The organism is Mycobacterium sp. 852002-51152_SCH6134967, assembly GCF_001667105.1.
GTDB classification, from domain to species: domain Bacteria; phylum Actinomycetota; class Actinomycetes; order Mycobacteriales; family Mycobacteriaceae; genus Mycobacterium; species Mycobacterium neumannii_A.
Map to the genome: position 1 here is coordinate 99,819 of NZ_LZIK01000038.1, position 16,941 is coordinate 116,759.

19 protein-coding genes and 1 riboswitch are annotated in these 16,941 nt (G+C 67.1%); of the genes, 7 read left to right on the forward strand and 12 right to left on the reverse strand.

Going from position 1 to position 16,941, the window contains the following annotated elements; genetic code table 11:
• Window positions 1–43: 43 nt before the first annotated feature.
• Together A5790_RS12755 and A5790_RS25980 are read right to left on the reverse strand one after the other, a co-directional pair.
• Window positions 44–790: a SigB/SigF/SigG family RNA polymerase sigma factor gene (locus tag A5790_RS12755; RefSeq protein WP_066844511.1), complete on the reverse strand. Its 747-nt coding sequence runs from the start codon at window positions 788–790 to the stop codon at window positions 44–46.
• A gap of 5 nt (window positions 791–795) precedes the next feature.
• On the reverse strand, window positions 796–990 hold the full coding sequence (locus tag A5790_RS25980; protein WP_066844432.1) for a hypothetical protein: 195 nt from the start codon (window positions 988–990) through the stop codon (window positions 796–798).
• Between A5790_RS25980 and A5790_RS12765 the strand changes: the two genes are divergently transcribed.
• Complete coding sequence (locus A5790_RS12765; protein WP_066844435.1) at window positions 989–1,789, forward strand: alpha/beta fold hydrolase; 801 nt, start codon at window positions 989–991, stop codon at window positions 1,787–1,789. The genes A5790_RS25980 and A5790_RS12765 overlap by 2 nt on opposite strands.
• Entirely contained in the window at window positions 1,786–2,946 is a 1,161-nt protein-coding gene (locus tag A5790_RS12770; RefSeq protein WP_066844438.1) for a PP2C family protein-serine/threonine phosphatase, read from the forward strand. The genes A5790_RS12765 and A5790_RS12770 overlap by 4 nt, the downstream gene beginning before the upstream one ends.
• Here A5790_RS12770 and A5790_RS25985 read toward each other — a convergent pair whose 3' ends face one another.
• The gene (locus A5790_RS25985; protein WP_197696776.1) at window positions 2,947–3,102 is read right to left on the reverse strand and encodes a hypothetical protein; all 156 of its coding nucleotides are present in this window, start codon (window positions 3,100–3,102) and stop codon (window positions 2,947–2,949) included.
• Window positions 3,103–3,192: 90 nt separating this feature from the next.
• On the opposite strand from A5790_RS25985, the gene A5790_RS12775 reads away from it, so the two are divergent.
• Both A5790_RS12775 and A5790_RS12780 read left to right on the forward strand, forming a co-directional pair.
• On the forward strand, window positions 3,193–3,693 hold the full coding sequence (locus A5790_RS12775; RefSeq protein ID WP_066844441.1) for a MarR family winged helix-turn-helix transcriptional regulator: 501 nt from the start codon (window positions 3,193–3,195) through the stop codon (window positions 3,691–3,693).
• Between the two features lie 17 nt (window positions 3,694–3,710).
• The gene (locus A5790_RS12780) at window positions 3,711–4,127 is read left to right on the forward strand and encodes a DUF5313 domain-containing protein (RefSeq protein WP_066844444.1); all 417 of its coding nucleotides are present in this window, start codon (window positions 3,711–3,713) and stop codon (window positions 4,125–4,127) included.
• A 39-nt stretch (window positions 4,128–4,166) separates the two neighbouring features.
• On the opposite strand, the gene metE is transcribed toward A5790_RS12780, so the two are convergent.
• Together metE and A5790_RS12790 are read right to left on the reverse strand one after the other, a co-directional pair.
• Window positions 4,167–6,434, reverse strand: coding sequence for a 5-methyltetrahydropteroyltriglutamate--homocysteine S-methyltransferase (gene metE / locus A5790_RS12785; protein ID WP_197696779.1), 2,268 nt, complete (start codon window positions 6,432–6,434; stop codon window positions 4,167–4,169).
• A gap of 122 nt (window positions 6,435–6,556) precedes the next feature.
• A riboswitch (cobalamin riboswitch) is annotated at window positions 6,557–6,765 on the reverse strand.
• Window positions 6,766–6,817: 52 nt separating this feature from the next.
• Window positions 6,818–7,462: a GntR family transcriptional regulator gene (locus A5790_RS12790; RefSeq protein ID WP_066844450.1), complete on the reverse strand. Its 645-nt coding sequence runs from the start codon at window positions 7,460–7,462 to the stop codon at window positions 6,818–6,820.
• A 69-nt stretch (window positions 7,463–7,531) separates the two neighbouring features.
• Between A5790_RS12790 and A5790_RS12795 the strand changes: the two genes are divergently transcribed.
• The 3 genes from A5790_RS12795 to A5790_RS12805 are packed head-to-tail and all read left to right on the forward strand — an operon-like array spanning window position 7,532 to window position 10,996.
• Entirely contained in the window at window positions 7,532–8,884 is a 1,353-nt protein-coding gene (locus A5790_RS12795; RefSeq protein ID WP_066844453.1) for an LLM class flavin-dependent oxidoreductase, read from the forward strand.
• Entirely contained in the window at window positions 8,884–10,068 is a 1,185-nt protein-coding gene (locus tag A5790_RS12800; RefSeq protein ID WP_066844456.1) for a CaiB/BaiF CoA-transferase family protein, read from the forward strand. The genes A5790_RS12795 and A5790_RS12800 overlap by 1 nt, the downstream gene beginning before the upstream one ends.
• A 16-nt stretch (window positions 10,069–10,084) precedes the next feature.
• Window positions 10,085–10,996, forward strand: a complete 912-nt coding sequence (locus A5790_RS12805; RefSeq protein WP_066844459.1) for a CoA ester lyase — start codon at window positions 10,085–10,087, stop codon at window positions 10,994–10,996.
• An 8-nt stretch (window positions 10,997–11,004) separates the two neighbouring features.
• Here A5790_RS12805 and A5790_RS12810 read toward each other — a convergent pair whose 3' ends face one another.
• The 7 genes from A5790_RS12810 to A5790_RS12840 form a co-directional block, all read right to left on the reverse strand.
• A complete protein-coding gene (locus A5790_RS12810; RefSeq protein ID WP_066844514.1) occupies window positions 11,005–12,216 on the reverse strand; it encodes a Dyp-type peroxidase in 1,212 nt (403 codons plus the stop codon).
• Complete coding sequence (locus A5790_RS12815; protein WP_066844462.1) at window positions 12,209–12,730, reverse strand: copper chaperone PCu(A)C; 522 nt, start codon at window positions 12,728–12,730, stop codon at window positions 12,209–12,211. Before A5790_RS12815 ends, A5790_RS12810 begins: the two co-directional genes overlap by 8 nt.
• A complete protein-coding gene (locus A5790_RS12820; RefSeq protein WP_066844517.1) occupies window positions 12,723–14,138 on the reverse strand; it encodes a PepSY domain-containing protein in 1,416 nt (471 codons plus the stop codon). Before A5790_RS12820 ends, A5790_RS12815 begins: the two co-directional genes overlap by 8 nt.
• Window positions 14,139–14,257: 119 nt before the next feature.
• Window positions 14,258–14,806 (reverse strand): hypothetical protein, encoded by a 549-nt coding sequence (locus A5790_RS12825; protein ID WP_066844465.1) that lies wholly within the window; start codon window positions 14,804–14,806, stop codon window positions 14,258–14,260.
• A 30-nt stretch (window positions 14,807–14,836) separates the two neighbouring features.
• On the reverse strand, window positions 14,837–15,712 hold the full coding sequence (locus A5790_RS12830) for an NAD(P)-dependent oxidoreductase (protein ID WP_066844467.1): 876 nt from the start codon (window positions 15,710–15,712) through the stop codon (window positions 14,837–14,839).
• Between the two features lie 8 nt (window positions 15,713–15,720).
• Window positions 15,721–16,101, reverse strand: coding sequence for a carboxymuconolactone decarboxylase family protein (locus A5790_RS12835; RefSeq protein WP_066844520.1), 381 nt, complete (start codon window positions 16,099–16,101; stop codon window positions 15,721–15,723).
• Between the two features lie 33 nt (window positions 16,102–16,134).
• A partial coding sequence (locus A5790_RS12840) for a cutinase family protein (protein WP_156656377.1) occupies window positions 16,135–16,941 on the reverse strand: 807 nt, incomplete at its 5' end.

Here is a 16,941-nt window from a genome sequence, read left to right on the forward strand (position 1 = left end):
TTCCGCTTGGAGCTTCCCGTTCTGGGGTTGGCGCAGGACAATATCAGCTCGCTGCGGCGAGGAACGATTCTTTGACCTGACTTCTCAACGTTTCCAACGCCTTTGCGAGCAGGCGCGACACATGCATCTGCGAACAACCGACCTGCGCGGCGATCTGACTCTGCGTCATGTCCTCGAAGAAGCGCAGCGTCAGCACGTCGCGTTCCCGGGTCGGTAGGGCCGCGATCAACGGCCGTACGGTTTCGACGTCGAGCACCTTGTCGAAGCCGGCGTCGTCACCGCCGAAACTGTCCCCGATGGACGCCGAATCGTCGTCGCGCATCGCAGGTATATCGGTCGACAGCGTCGAATAGTTCGACCCGGCGATGACCGCTTGCACCACCTGTTCGCGATCGACGCCGAGATCCTCGGCGATCTCGCTCGCGGTCGGTGCGCGCCCCAGACCCTGCGCCAGCTTCGCGGTCGCCTTGTTCACCCGCATCTGGAGGTCTTTGACGGTGCGCGGGACCTTCACCGCCCACGCGTGGTCACGGAAGTGCCGACGAACCTCGCCCATCATCGTCGGTACGGCGAACGACAGGAATTCTGCTCCGTTGTCGACGTCGAACCGATTGAGCGCATTGACCAGCCCGACACGCGCTGCCTGCACGAGATCTTCGTGCGACTCACCGCGGTTGCGGTATCGACGTGCGATGTGATCGGCCAGCGGCAGGCAACGCTCGCAGATCAAATCGCGTTGGCGGTGGTAGGCGCCCGAACCCTGTTTCAGCGTCTTGAGATGACGGAACATCTCGGTCACATCGGAATAATCGGAATTTGGTCCAGCCACGGGTACGTCCGTCCCTCGAAGAATTTCAAAATGGGCTCGCGGATCTGAACCTGATCGAGCACGTATACCCCCGTAATGACCAGCCGAAACGCGCCGACAACCCGGGCGGACAGCGGTGTGAGGCGCAGTCGATGGTCGGTGGCTTTTAAGCTGCTGGTCATGGACGTTTGGACCAGGAACAACATCAAGATCGTTGGAAACCGGAGCGGTCCGACGCTATTCCTGGCCCACGGTTTCGGGTGCGACCAGAAGCTGTGGCGGCTCATCGTCGACCGGCTGCAATCGGACTTTCGCATCGTGTTGATGGACCACGTCGGCTCCGGGGCCTCGGACCCCAAGGCGTGGGACGCCACCAAGTACTCGTCGCTGGACGGCTACGCCGACGACATCGTCGACATTCTGCGTGACCTTGATCTGCGCGACGTGGTGTTCGTCGGCCACTCGGTGGCGGCGATCATCGGTGTCCTCGCGGTCATCACCGAGCCCGACCGGATCGCCAAACTCGTCATGGTCACGCCGTCGCCTCGCTACATCGACGACGACGGCTACCACGGCGGGTTCTCGAGGGCTGACATCGACGAACTTCTGGAGTCCCTGGAACTGAATTACCTTGGCTGGTCGCATGCCATGGCCCCGGTGATCATGGGTAATACTGACCGACCGGAGCTCGCCGAGGAACTCGAGGCGTCGTTCTGCCGAACCGATCCCGACTGCGCGCGGGTGTTCGCCCGCGCCACGTTCCTGTCCGATAACCGCGCCGACCTGCCGCGCGTCTCGGTACCCACGCTGATCCTGGAGTGCTCCGAGGACGCGATCGCACCGGCATTCGTCGGAGCCTATGTGCATCAACATATTTCTGGCAGCCAACTGGTCACGCTCGATGCGACCGGCCACTGCCCCCACGTCAGCGATCCAGACGCCACGGCTCAATCGATCGCCGAGTTCGCCCTAGCGACATGACCGAGTTGGATCTCGACGACCACTGGGAGAACGCGCCGACCGGCAACGCGATCGCCCATCCCAACGGCCGCATCATCCGAGCCAACGCGACCCTGGCCAACTGGCTCGGCTATGAGCGTGATCGCTTGCACGGCAAGCTGATCACCGACCTGTTGACCGTCGGCGGGCGCTTGCACTACGACACCCATTTCCGGGCGATCCTGCGGATGAGCGGAAAGCTCGATGGCGTGACGCTGGATTTTCTGACCGCCGACGGAACGCGGCTACCGATATTCCTCACCGCCAACATGGCCTACGACGCCGAAGGACATCCAGAACTGTTGCGCGTCAGCGCGGTCGACGCCAGGGATCGGCGGTCGTACGAGCAGGAACTGCTGGCGCAGCGCGAGCGCGCCGAGACCGAGCGCAGCCGGGTACAGGCGTTCGCCGAAACCCTGCGTCGCTCACTGCTTCCGCCGCTTCTCGCACCGCCGCCGGGACTGGACGCCGCCGCGTACTACCACACCGCGTCGGACGACGACGTCGGCGGCGACTTCTACGACCTGTTCCCGCTGTCACGCTCCACGTGGGGTTTCTTCCTCGGCGACGTCGCCGGAAAGGGCGTCGACGCCGCCGTGGTCGCCGGCCTGGCACGGTACGTGCTTCGCTCGGCCGCGGTCGCCGACCACGATCCGGTGAAGGCGCTTCACGTACTCAATTCGGTGCTGATGCAGGACGTCGAGATCGGCGCCAATCGGCTGTGCACGGTGATCGACGGAAGCCTCACGATGCGCGGCGACGGTTTCGACGTCTCCCTGGCCAGCGGGGGCCATCCCCCGCCGCTGCTTCTCAGCGCCGACGGATCGGGTTACTACGCCGACACCGTCGGCGGTCATGCCGCCGGGATCACCGATGACGCACGGTTCGTCGCTCACAAATTTCACTTGGCCCCAGGGGACACCATGGTGCTCTACACCGACGGACTGACCGAGGCGAGCACCGGAATCGGCCATCAGCGCTACGACGACGAAGGCGCGCTGCTCGCCTTCGTCGACGCCCACGCACCCGCCACCGCCGACACCATCGTCAACGCGTTGAAGGAACTCCTCACCAGCTTCGGGCCCGGAGTCAAGGACGACGCCGCGGTGCTCGCGCTGGGGGTGCCCGCGAACACTTAGTCAGGTCTCGTCGGCGACGTCGTGCCGGTCCTGATGCCCACCGGGAGCGTCCGGATCGTCGTCGCGGTGGTCCAGGTCGTCCTGCAGTGCGCGTTGTTCCTCGGTCGCCTTGGTGGCGTCCATCGGAGTAGCGGGCGGGTCGTTCTGCGTTGACATTCGACAAGAATCGACCGCTCGCTTTACGACGAAACCCCTGTGACCAGAAGTACATTGCTAGGACCCTAACTATTAGGCCACGATGGAGTTATGTCCACGTCATTGCCCGCCCGGGTCGACCCGCTTGCGCTCGAACAGCAAGTCTGCTTCGCGCTGGCGGTCACGAACCGGGCCGTGCTGGCGATATACCGCCCCCTACTCGAACCACTCGGCCTCACCCACCCTCAGTACCTCGTCATGCTGGCGCTGTGGGACCACTACAAGACCTCAGAGACGGCAGAGCCGCCCACAAAACCGTTGTCGGTCAAGGACATCGCGAGCGCTTTGCAACTCGACTCGGCGACGCTGTCCCCGATGCTCAAACGCCTCGAGTCGCTGGGCTTGATCACCAGGGCACGCAGCGCCGTCGACGAACGGGCCACGGACGTGCGGCTCACCGAGGAAGGTGTGCGGTTACGGCACCGCGCGCTGGAGATACCGCCTGCCGTCGTCGAGCGCCTCGGCGTGGACCTCGACGAACTCGAAACGCTTCGCAACGTGTTGAACCGTGTGAACACCGCCGCCCTCGCCGCGGGCGCACTCGACAACTGACTACTCAAGGAGGATTCGTGGCTGCCGCCCGCCCCAACATCGTTCAATACCTCACCTATTCGTATGGACGCCGGCTTCCGGACTCCATGCGCGAGTGGGTGGCGCGCGACCTGGCCGGTCCGGGCGCGCTGCGCCGCCACATGATCCGGATGGCAATTCCCCCTCTGTTCGTGTTGGCTCCGTTCTGGTTGCTTCCGGCCTCGCTGTACGTACACCTGGAAATGACTGCGCCGATCTACATTTGGGCGATCCTCATGGCGCTCGCGCTCAACAAGATCTGGCGTCGGCACCGCCTGACCCAGCACGGACTGGACCAGAACCTGGTCGACGAGATCAAGCGCAAGAAGGATGCGCGGATGCACGAGGACTACATCCGCCGCTTCGGCCCACGCCCCGAAGAGGCTCGCTGGCAGCAGAACAGCAGCCCCTTCTAGGCCACGCGGAGTCGCCGGTGCCGTGCAGTCACGCTGTGATCAGTGAGGACGAACCTCGTTCGCGGCGGCGACCAGGTTGCGCAACGAGGCGGTCACCTCGTCGGTCCTGCGCGTCTTGAGACCGCAGTCCGGGTTCACCCAAAGACGCTCGGCGGGAACGGAGTTCAATGCTTCTCGCAGCGCGGAAGCCATCTCGCCGACGGCGGGCACCCGCGGCGAGTGGATGTCGTACACGCCGGGGCCGACGCTGTTGGCGAACCCGGCCGCGTTGAGGTCGCCGAGCACCTCCATGTGCGAACGCGCCGCCTCGATCGACGTTACGTCGGCGTCGAGGTCGGCGATCGCACCGATCACCTCGCCGAACTCCGAGTAGCACAGGTGCGTGTGGATCTGTGTCGAGTCATCGACGCCCGATGTCGACAACCGGAATGCGTCGACCGCCCAGCGCAGATAGGCATCCTTGTCCTTGGAGCGCAGGGGCAACAGCTCGCGAAGCGCGGGCTCGTCAACCTGGATGATCGCGATACCCTCCGACTGCAGATCGACGGTCTCGTCGCGAATCGCCAGCGCCACTTGGGCCGCCGTTTGCGCCAACGGCTGGTCGTCGCGCACGAACGACCACGCCAGGATCGTCACGGGTCCGGTCAGCATGCCCTTGACCGGCTTGTCGGTCAGTGACTGCGCATAGGTGATCCATTCGACCGTCATCGGTTCGGGCCGGCTGACGTCGCCGTACAGGATCGGGGGGCGAACGCACCGGCTGCCGTAGGACTGCACCCAGCCGTTCTGTGTGGCGAAGAATCCGTCGAGCTGCTCGGCGAAGTACTGCACCATGTCGTTGCGCTCGGGCTCGCCGTGCACCAGCACGTCCAGACCGATCTCCTCCTGCAACCGGATGACGTCGGCGATCTCGGCCTGCATCCGGCGCTTGTACTCAGCGGCGTCGATCTTGCCCGCGCGCAGGTCCGCTCGGGCCACCCGGATTGCCGATGTCTGCGGGTACGACCCAATGGTCGTCGTCGGCAGAACGGGCAGGTTCAGCCGCGCCTGCTGCGCCGCGCGGCGCTGGTCGGCGGGACCGCGTTCGGCGCCGGCCGCAGTGATGGCCGAGATCCGCGCTCGCACATCGTCATTGTTCAACCGGGGATCGGCGCGCCGCGACGCGATAGCCGCGTTGGACGCCGCGATCTCACCGTCGATCGCCTCGCGTCCGTCCTTCAACCCGCGGGCGAGCGCCACGACCTCGGTTACCTTCTCGAAGCCGAACGCCAACCAGCTCCGCAAGGCGCCGTCGATAGAGGGCTCCGCATCGAGGGTGTACGGGACGTGCAGCGTCGAGCACGACGTCGAAACCGCGACGTGCTGCGCCGACCCCCGCAGTGTTGTCAGGGTGCCGAGAGCCGATTCCAGGTCGGTACGCCAGATGTTGCGGCCGTCGACGACACCGGCGACGAGAAGTTTGTCGGCCAGTTCGGGCACCGCGGCGACCGCGGACACGCCGCCCGCGACGAGGTCGACACCGATTGCTTCGACCGGAGTTCGCGCGAGCGCGGGCAAGGCATCTGTGAGCTCGCCGAAGTAGGTGGCCACCAAGATCGCCGGCCGCTCGGTCACCCGCCCGAGCTGCGCGTAGGTGCGCTCGGCGAGTTCGGCTGCGGTGTCGACGAAGTCGGTCACCAGAACGGGTTCGTCGATCTGCACCCACTCCACGCCCTGCTGGGCGAGAAGCGCCAGCAGTTCCCCGTACAACACGGTCAACTCGGCGAGCCGGTCGATCGGCGTGCCCGCTCCGTCCACCGCCTTGCTCAAGGCGAGGAACGTGATCGGTCCGATGACCACAGGACGGGCCGGAATACCCTGTGCGCGAGCTTCTTCGAGTTCGCCGAGGATCTTTGCCGGGTTCAGCGCGAAATGCGTATCCGGACCGATTTCGGGCACGATGTAGTGGTAGTTGGTGTCGAACCACTTCGTCATCTCCAACGGAGCGATCACATCGTTGCCGCGCGCAGCGGCGAAATAGCGGTCCAGGTCATCGGACACGTCCGCGACCCGCGGCGGCAACGCACCCACCATGGCGGCGGTGTCGAGCATCTGGTCGTAGTAGGAGAACGTGTTCACCGGAACGGAATCCAGCCCTGCGGCCACGAGCGCTTCCCAGGTGTCGCGGCGCAGTTCGGCGGCCACGGACTCGAGTTCGTCGCGTCCGACGGTGCCGGCCCAGTACTTCTCGACGGCTCGTTTGAGTTCACGGTTCGGCCCGATGCGCGGGGAACCGAGGATGGTGGCATAGAACGGTGTTGCGGTCATGACGACGTCCTCATCGGTACGGCGGATGTTCATCGCCGGAGGGTGTCGTGCCGAGTGAGGTCACGCATACGCAACCCGCTTCGGCCACAGCCCATTCCACGAGGCGATGAACCACCGGACGCGGCGCGCCCGGTACATCTGGCAGGTCTTCGGACTCGCAGGCTCGCACATGGTCGTGCACCTAATGGCCGTCGCTTCCCAGCCCGTGGGGCCAGTGCTGATGACGGCGGTCGTTCCTGCATACCGCTGCGGGACAGTCCCGGATTCTCACCGGGTTCCCTCTTGCACCGCACCCGAATCGGCGTGCGGCACTTGATGCCGACGGCCCTCCCTCGATTCCGAGATCGGTTCGCCCGCAAACCAGCTGCGCGACCAGCCTACCCCTACCGCCGGGCCAGCCACTCGGCCAGGGACCTGCCTGCCTCCAATACATGACGCTCCGCGATGTCGCGCGCGGCGTCGGCATCACGATGCTCGAGCGCATCCAGTAGCTCCTCGTGCTCGGACAGCGAGTGCTTCTCATGTTCGGGGAAGACGGTGAGGAAGTTCGTGGGCACCACCCGCGCGGCCTGCCGGATCTGCGTCAGCAACCGTGGCGAGTGCGCGGCACGGTGGATGGCCTGGTGGAACAGCCAGTTCGCCTCGCCGATCGTGTCGTCCCCCGACCGCGTGGCGACATCGGCGGCCAGCTGCCGCAGCTGTGCGAGTTCGTCGGCGGCCACCCGTTCGGCCGCCCACGCGGCCGCCTGCCCGGTGAGCACACCGAGGATGGTGAAGCTGTCCTGCACATCGCGCGGACTGATTCCGATGACCGTGATGCCGCTGCGCGGCGCCACTTTCACCAGGCCCTCAAAGGACAGTTCGAGCAACGCTTCCCGCACGGGCGTACGGCTGGTCGAGAACTCCTCGGTGATCGCGTCGAGGTCGACGCGGGTGCCGGGAGGCAGCGCTCCGGTGAGGATGCGGTCCCGCAACTCCCGGGCGGCCCGTTCACGCACGGTGCCGGAGATGTCGACGGACCGGGTCATGTTCTGACTTTAGCAGGCAAAACACCCCACATTTGAAATCTGATATATCAAATGTTAACTTTCAGGACCATGACCCGGACCGATCACATGGCGCTCGTCGCCTTCATGCAAGCCGGCAGCACCTCGGTGTACGCCGGATCGTGGCGTCACCCCGCCACCGAGCACGGCTACCTCGACGCCGGCTACTACGCCAAGATCGGCAGGCAGCTCGAAGAGGGCTGCTTCGACCTGATGTTCTTCGACGACCGGCTCGCCATGCCCGGAATCTACGGCGGTTCGGTGGCCGAGGCCGCGCGCTACGGCGCGCGCCCGGTCAAGCTCGATCTTGGTGTCGTGCTCGGCGTGCTGGCGCAAACGACGTCGCACATCGGGCTCGGTGCCACCTACTCGACCAGCTACTACGCCCCGTTCCACGTCGCGCGCACGTTCGCCACGCTCGATCATCTGTCCGGCGGCCGCGCCGCGTGGAACGTGGTGACGTCGGTCAACGACAGCGAGGCGCAGAACTTCGGCGTCGACAGCCACCTCGGCCACGACGAACGGTACGACCGCGCCGACGAATTCCTCGCCGTGGTGACCGGCTTGTGGGACACGTGGGAAGACGACGCGGTGCTGCACGACCGGACGTCAGGTCAGTATGCGGATCCGGCGAAGGTGCACGAACTCGGTCACGTCGGCCAGTACTTCTGCGCGCGCGGACCGCTGACTGTCCCCAGAACACCGCAGGGACGTCCCGTCATCATCCAGGCCGGCTCGTCAGGCCGCGGACGCGAATTCGCCTCGCGCTGGGCCGAACTGATCTTCACCGGCGACCCCGGCCTGGAGGTGGCGCGTGAGCACTACGCCGATCAGAAGGCGCGCATCGCCGATGCTGGGCGCGACCCTGATGCGGTGCGCATCTGCCCGATGGCTTATGCGGTCGTCGGCGAGACGGAGTCGCACGCCAAGGAGCGCGAGGCGATGTTCCTCAACGATCTGGTGCACCCGATGGCCTCGCTGACCCTGCTGTCGGAGCTGATGAACTACGACTTCGCCCGACACGACCTCGACGACCCGGTGACCGACGAGATGATCGCATCGGTTTCCGGAATCCGCGGACTCGTGCAGAACCTGCGCAATCACATCGGCGGCGACACCGTCACGGTGCGCGACCTCGCCGGCCACCGCGCCACTCTGCTGCAGGGACCGCGGTTCGTCGGCACCGGTGAACAGGTCGCCGACCAGATGGCCGAGTGGTTCACCGGTGACGCCTGCGACGGGTTCGTGCTGGCCGCAACGCATTTACCCGGCGCATTCGAAGATGTGGTCCGCATGGTTGTTCCGCAGTTGCAGCGTCGCGGCCTGTTCCGCACCCGGTACGAGTCCTCGACGCTGCGTGGGCACCTCGGGCTGCAGCGCCCACCCGCGCGGGTTCCGGCGTGATGCTCGACGGCCTGCGGGTACTCGAGTTCGCAACGCTGGCTGCGGCCCCATTGGCGGCGACGTACCTCGGCGAGTTCGGCGCCGAGGTGATCAAGGTCGAGGACCCCAGATACGGCGACCCCATCCGCACCTGGGGCAATCAGCGCAACGGCGTCGGGCTCATGTGGAAGTCGTTGTCGCGCAACAAGAGATCCATCACCTTGAACTTGCGCTGCGCCGACGGACAAGCCATCGCCCGCCGTCTGGCCGAACAGGCCGACGTCGTCGTCGTCAACACCCGACCGCAGACCCTGCAGAAGTGGGGACTGGATTACGAGAGCCTGCGCGCGCTCAACGACCGGATCGTGATGCTGCATATCACCGGCTACGGGCTGACCGGGCCCAAGAGCGAGCGCCCCGGCTTCGGCACGCTCGGCGAGGCGATGAGCGGTTTCGCCCACATCACCGGAGCGGCCGACGGCCCACCGACGCTGCCGCCGTTCATGCTCGCCGACGGGGTGGCGTCGCTGAACGCCGCGTACGCGGTGATGATGGCGCTCTACCACCGCGACGTGCACGGGGCGCCGGGCCAGTTGATCGACATCAACTTGATCGACCCGCTGGCCAGGCTGTTGGAACAGACGCTGCTCGGCTACGACCAACTGGGGTTGGTGCCCGAACGGGCCGGCAACCGGTGGGACATCTCGGCGCCGCGCAACACCTACCGCGCCGCCGACGACAGGTGGCTGGCGATGTCAGGCAGTTCACCGGCGTTGGCGCTGCGGGTGTTTCGCGCCATCGGTCGCGACGACCTGGTCACCGATGCCGACTTCTCGGACCCGCAACGCCGCCTCGCCCGGGCCCGCGAGGTCGACGCGGTGGTCGCCGACTGGGTCGCCACCAAGACCCTTTCCGAGGCGATGGCGGTGTTCGAGGCGCAGGAGGTGGCGGCCGCACCCGTCTACGACATCACCGATCTGGTCGTCGACGAACAACTTCGACATCGGGAGGTGTTCGTTCCGGTCGACGACGCCGAGTTGGGGGCGATGACCGTACAAGCGCCGGTGCCGCGGTTCTCGGCGGCCACGGGCCGGGTCAGCCATCTCGGGCCGCGCTTGGGCGAACACAACGCCGAGGTCTACGGCGAACTGCTCGACATGTCCGTCTCCGACATCGCACAACTGCGCGCCGACGGCGTGCTCTGACCACGAAAGAGGTTCGATGACCAACCTGCTGCGGCGCTCCGAACTCGCCCTGCCCGCAAGTAACGACCACATGTTCGCCAAGGCCGCCGGGTGCGGTGCGGACCTGGTGTTCCTCGATCTGGAGGACACGGTACCGCCAGCCTTCAAGGTGCAGTCGCGCGCCAAGGCGATCACGGCGCTCAACGAGATCGACTGGGGCAGCACAGCGCGTGCGATCCGCATCAACGGCCTCGACACACCGTGGTGTCACGACGATCTGATCGAGGTCGTCACGCAGGCGGGACGCAACCTCGACACCGTCGTGATCCCAAAGGCGCGCACGCCCCGCGATGTCTGGTGGGTGGACGTGCTGCTGACCCAGCTGGAGTCGAAACTGGGTCTGGACAACCGGATTCGGCTCGAGGTGTTGATCGAGGAGGTCGAAGGACTGGCCAACGCCGAAGCCATCGCCACGGCCAGTTCCCGTCTCGACGCGCTGATCTTCGGGGTGGGTGACTTCTCGTTGTCGCAGGGTGCACGGGTGGACACCAACTTCGACCCGCTTGGCGAATACGTCGGTGACTTCTGGGCGTACGCCCGCAACAAAGTCATCGTCGCCGCTCGCATCGCCGGTATCGACGCGATCGACTCGCCCTACCCCGACTACGGCAACCTCACCGGGTACGAGCGCGATGCGCGCCGGTCGGCGCTGATGGGCTACACCGGCAAATGGGCCATTCACCCCGACCAGGTGCCGATCGCCAACGACGTGTACGCCCCGACGCCCGACCAGATCGCCCTGGCCGAACGCAACGTCGCCGCATACCGCGAAGCGGAGACCAACGGCCGCGGCGCGGTGGGCGTCGAGGGTGTGCTGGTCGACGCCGCGCACGTCAAGATGGCCGAAGAGACGCTGGCCCGTGCGGCGTTGATCGCGTCGAGATCCTGATCCGACGCCTAGGACAGCAGCGTCTGGCCCAGGTAGCCGCCCGGCTCGACCCCCGGCAGGATCGCGAACGTCGCCGACCCGATCGTGGTGATCCACTCGTTCAGCGCATCGGCCGCAGCGAGCCGCTGCTGCACCGGTGTGAACTGTACGGCCGGATCACGTTGGTACGCAGCGAAGATGAGCCCACTGTCCGTGATACGCCCGGCGGGCGGCGCGTCGTCATAGTTGTAGGGCCTGCGCAGAAACCGTTCGTCGTCGCTGTGTGGACGGGCCAGCGCGATGTGCGCGTTCGGCGGGATCACCGGTATGCCGTCTTCGGCCGCGTCGAAGTCCGGGACGTCGTCTTCCCGTCGCCCGGTCAACGGCGCGCCGCTGTCGAGGCGACGGCCGACGCTGAGTTCCTTGCTGGTTCGGTCGAGTTCGTCCCAGGTGTCCATCTCCGCGCGGATGCGCCGCAACACCAGCGTCGTACCCCCGGCGAACCACGGCTGGTCGTCACCGGAGTCCCAGACGTGCCGATCGAAACCCGCCCCGTCGACGATGTTGGCGGTCCCGTCGACCTGACCCATCAGATTTCGCATACTGTGCGCACCCGAGCCCGCTGCTTGACGAAACCCCTTCTGGCGCCAGCGCTGCCGGGTCATGGCGCGCACGTTCTTGAGCAGCACCCGGCTGGTGTGCGCGACGGTGATCGGGTCGTCGGCGCAAATCTGCAGCAGGAGGTCACCGCCGCACCACTGGGGCTCGAGCCGGTCGGTGGCGAAGGCCGGCGGATCGGCCACCGCCTGTGGGCGCCGATGCCCGAGCCCGATCCGGTCGAACAGGCCCGGTCCGACACCGACGGTGACGGTGAGCCTGGCCGGCCGTTGCGCGAGTTCGGGTTCGGTGTCGGCCAGCGCGGGAGTGCCTTGAGTCAATCGCTCGGCGTCTGAGGTCCACAGCCTCAGCACGGCTGCCAACGTCTCCCGCGGGCCGCGATGCGGCTGCGGTTCGAGGTCGAGTGCGACGAACAACGCGTGCGCCTGCGGGGACGTCGCGACACCGGCCTGATGCCGCCCATGAAACGGTTCGACGGCCCGGTCGACGGCGTCGGCAGGGACGGCGGATTGGGCGATCCCGCTGCGGGTCAGCGTCGCCCCGGCCGCCACCGCGACGGCGCCGCCCGCGAGAAGGCGACGCCGGTTGAGGTGGAACCGACCGCCTGCCACACCGTCACCCATGGTCATGGTGTGGTGCGGAACCACCCGTGGCCGGCTGATAATCCTCGTTGGCACCGGCGAAGTCACGCACCTGCGCGGTGACCGGCAGCGTCGAACCGTCCTCGAACTCGACAGTCAGCGTCACCTCAGAACCAGGCAGCAGCGGCTGTTTGAGGTCCATCAGCATCAGGTGGTCACCACCGGGCACCAACGCATGTGAGCCGCCGGCCGGGATCACCAAGCCTCCGTCCTTGGGGCGCATCGTCCTGGCACCCGCATCGGCCGCGACCTCATGCACCTCGACCCGTCCGGCCGCGTCCGAACGTCCCGACACGATGCGCGCGTCGTGGTGCCCGACGTTGGTGAGCGTGCCGAACACCGCGGCCATACCGGTCTCGGCCGCGCTGGCCCACTGGTCGGCGAGCGTTACCTCTGAGGCCATCGGCCCTTCGTCGTGTTGGCCGTGTGCCGTGCATGCCGCCACGACGGCCGCAGCGATGAGAAGTACCAGTGCTTGATAGATCCTGTTAGACATCGACTTTCGCCTCCTGCCCGGTGCCCCGCTTCTTGATCGCTGCGACGACCAGGTCGACGACGACGAATGCGGCGAGGCTGAGGCCGAACAACGGCAACGCCCAGCCCACCGCCACAGCGCCGGCGACGAGCAACACGATCACCCCCGGGTGCAGATCACGCAGGACGCCGCGCAGCGGCGGCCGACCGGCCGCCCACGCCGAACCCCTTGTCGGCCTGCGTTGCCACCACATGAGGTAACCGCGGACGACGATCGTGATCAGCCCGATCGCGGTGAGCGCCAACACGATCTGGTTCACGACACCGAACAACACACCCATGTGCGCGTCGATCGCCCAGTTGGTGAGTTTGGCCAGCAGTGGCCACTCGGCTTGGTTCACCCGGTCGATGATCGCTCCGCAATCGGGGTCCACCGAGACCGCGTCATACCGAGTGGGCCAGTCGCGCTTGTTCTCTGCAACTTCCCAACCCTGGCCGTAGTCGCTGGGGGGGTACATCCACATCGGGCCGGACAGGCCCGCGGCGCGGGCCGCGCTCAACGCGGTGTCCGCACCGTGGAGCGCAGCGTCACTACCGCCGACGACGGCCCCTCCGTGGTGATGCTCATGGTCCGTGTCGGTGTCGGCCGACTGCATGAGTGCGGTGTCCACCAACGGCGCTGTGGTGTTCAGCCTTTCCTGCAGCAGATTGACCGTCTCACCGCCGTAGCGCGACCAGGTGATACCGGTGACCGACAGCCCGAGCAGCGCAACGATGATCCAAACCCCCACCGCGCCATGCCAGGACAGGGTGCGGCGACGATCCGTCTTGTCACGGTCGGGAAGCGCGATGCGACGCAGCTTCTTGGTGTCGCGGCGATGCAGGTACCACAGCGCCAGACCCGCCAGCGCGATCACCCACAGCCAGCTCGCCGCAAGCTCGCTGTAGTTGCGGCCCACGGCACCGAGATGCAGGTTGCGGTGCAACTCGTCGAACCACGCGCGCACCGGCAGCCACTGGCCGTAAGTGGTCAGCGCGCCACGGATCTCACCGCTGTACGGGTCGACGAATACCGTTCTCGCATAGTCGGGCGGAACGTCGTCGACCGCGAGGACGACGCGCGTGGTGTCATCGGCCGCGACGGGCGGGCCGATCTGCTCCACCATCCCCTCGGGGTATGCGGCACGCACGGCGCGCAGCTGTTCGGCCAGCGGGAGTCGGTGCTCCCCGACGCTGTCGACGGTGACCTTCTCGCGGTAGACCGCGTCGTCGATCTGGGGAATGACCGCGTACAACAAGCCGGTGACAGCGGCGATCAGAATGAACGGACCGACGAAAACGCCGGCATAGAAATGCAATCGCAGTAACAGAGGACGCACGCCGCGCTGACGCTGGCGCGCGGGCGTGCCGAGAGTGGGGGTCGTTGTCATGAATGGCGGACCTTCAGCCGGCGGCCCGGCGAGCACGCTCGTCGAGCCGGAAATTGAGGTGGGTGAGTTGCGTCGAAAGCCGCGACGCCTGTCGCGGCCGATCTCGGTGCGTGGCGGGGCTAAGCCGCCGTTGCCAACCTCAGTGGCGGAGCGCGCATGCCGAGCCCGCAACTCAACAGGACGGATTCGGCGACAACGGTTTTGACGACACGGTGTACCCGCCGCGCGCGCGGGCGCAGTCCGGCCGTGGCGAAGATCCGCAGCCACTGCAGCACCGATACGCAGACGACGTAGAGGTATTCGACAGCCGCGATCGCTGTTCCCAGGATGACGGCGGCCCCGATATGGGCCGCGGTCATCGCGGGCGTCAGGCCCAGGGCGGCGGCCGAGTGCACGTGCCCACCGGCGATGACGAAGGACAGGTGGCCGAGGAGTTGTGCGAGGCTCAGGGCGCCGACGGCGCCGAGCAATCGCCCGTGACGACCGTCGAGCGCGGGTCGGGCGACCACGGCGCCCACGGTGGCGCAGACGAGCATGGCGACGATCAGCGCCGATCCCGCGGGGAGCTGACCGCCGGAGAACGTATGCGCGGTCGCGGTCAAGACGGCAGAACACGATCCGACCAGACTCCCGCGCACCCAACGTGCGCGCGACTTCGGCGTGTTCACCTGCAGAACTCTACCGTCGGCGCCACCGGGTCACCCCTCGACCACGACCCCCGCGGCGGCTTCGATGGGTTTCACCACAGCCGTGAAGTCCGATTCGGCTCCCTCGCTGGCCATCGTCGCCTCCCAGACCTGGCCCACGGCGTCGGCGAGTTCGGTCGGCAGGCCCAGCGCCCTGGCCTCGTCGAGGTAGAGCCGGACGTCCTTGACCATCAACCGCGTCGCGAAGCCGTAGTCGAACGTGCGGGGCAGCACCGCCCGCGGGAACTTGTCCCGACTGGCGTGAGTGCCACCGGAACCGGCGTTGAGGACGTCGATCATCACCTGGGCGTCGAGTCCTGCCTTCACACCGGCCACCACCGCCTCGGCGGTGACAGCCAGTGTCGTCGCGGCGATGACGTTGTTGATGAGCTTCATCGTCTGCGCAGCGCCGGGCTTCTCACCGACGAACGTCGCCCGCCCGAGTGTTTCGAACAGCGGTGCGCACGTCTGGTAGTGAGCCCGCGGCCCCGACACCATGATGGCCAGGGTGCCCGCCTCGGCCCCGTGCACACCGCCGCTCACGGGACTGTCGAGCGCCGCGATCCCGCGCTCGGCCAACAGCGCGTTGTTGCGCTGCGCGGCTTGGCGTCCCACCGTCGACAGGTCGACGAAACGCTCGACGACGGTCCCGCAGGCGACCTCGGCGGCGACGGACTCCGACGCCTGCGGGGTCGGCAGGCTCGTCAGTATCGTCGGCGCGCGGTCGGCGACCTCGCGCGCCGAGGCCGCCCGCTCGGCACCGGCTTCAACCGCCCTGTCGACCACCTCGGGGCGGGCGTCGCAGACGACCACCCGATGCCCGGCCGCCCGCAGGCGGTCTGCCATCGGGAAGCCCATGTTGCCGAGTCCGACGAATCCGATGTCCATGCCGCGCCCTACCGCTGTTCGGCGTCGTCGAAGGCGGCGCGCGCGGTGCGGAAGGCCTCCACCGCGGCGGGCACACCTGCGTACACCGCGACCTGCATGAAGATCTCGCGGATCTCTTCGGGGGTTACGCCGTTGGTCAGGGCGCCTCGGACGTGGGTGCGAAGCTCGTTGGGGCGGTTCAACGCCGCGAGCATCGCAAGGTTGAGCATGCTGCGCGTCTTGTGGGACAGGCCGTCGCGTCCCCAAACCGCTCCCCAGCAGTACTCGGTCACCAAATCCTGGAACGGCCCGGTGAAATCGTCGGCACTGTCTGCCGCCTTCTGCACATAGGCCTCACCGAGCACCGCCGTGCGGATCTCGCGGCCCTTGTCGTACACGTCTTGGTCCACCACTCGAGAGTGGCAGACCGCGACGAGCAGTGCTCAGCCGGCAGGTGCGGGCGCCGGAGGCGGCGGTGCGGGCGCGGGTGCGGGTGCCGCGAACGGCGCGGGGGCCGGAGGCGGAGGCGGTGCCGGCGCGGCCAACGGCGCCGGAGCCGGCGCTGGGGCCGGCGGCGGCGGGGGTGCCGGAGCCGGCTCGAGACGCGCCACCGCGTAGGCCGCACCCTCGGCGGCCATCCCGTTCACGATGTAGGAGTTGTGCGCGAAGCTTGGAAGACCGATGGGAGCGCCGTTGCAGATCGTGTCGCCCTCGGCGCACAAATCCAACGTCTTGTCCTGATACGACGGTCCGATGACGATCGCGGGCGCGCCGGCATCGGTCAGGAACTGATCCGAGGGCCTGCCGAACAGAACGACAGCGGCAACGTGGTCGCCGACTTCCTCAGACATCGGCTCGGGGATGAACTCGCGGTACTCGGCGGGGATCTCCTCGGGAATCTCAGCGGAAGTCACGTATCCGGCGACCGCAGCGCCTTGTGAGAATCCGCCGAGCACGATGTCGGTATCGGGGCATGCCGCCGCCGTCGACTCGACTTTCTGTCCCGCATCCCGGATCCCGTCCACGACCGTGCGTGCGAACTGGATGCGGTTGCCGAAGTCGCCGCTGGCCACGTAGTTAACCGGATAGACGTCGATCGATCGTGGGCCGGCCTGGGCGCGCAGCTGGTCGACGAACGCCTGCCCGACCCCGCCGACACCGATCGGCTCGCCGGTCCCGCGCGCGAACACCACCTGCACATCCGGACAAGCGGGCGGCGGGGCAGGCGCAGGGGGCGGAGGCGGGGGAGG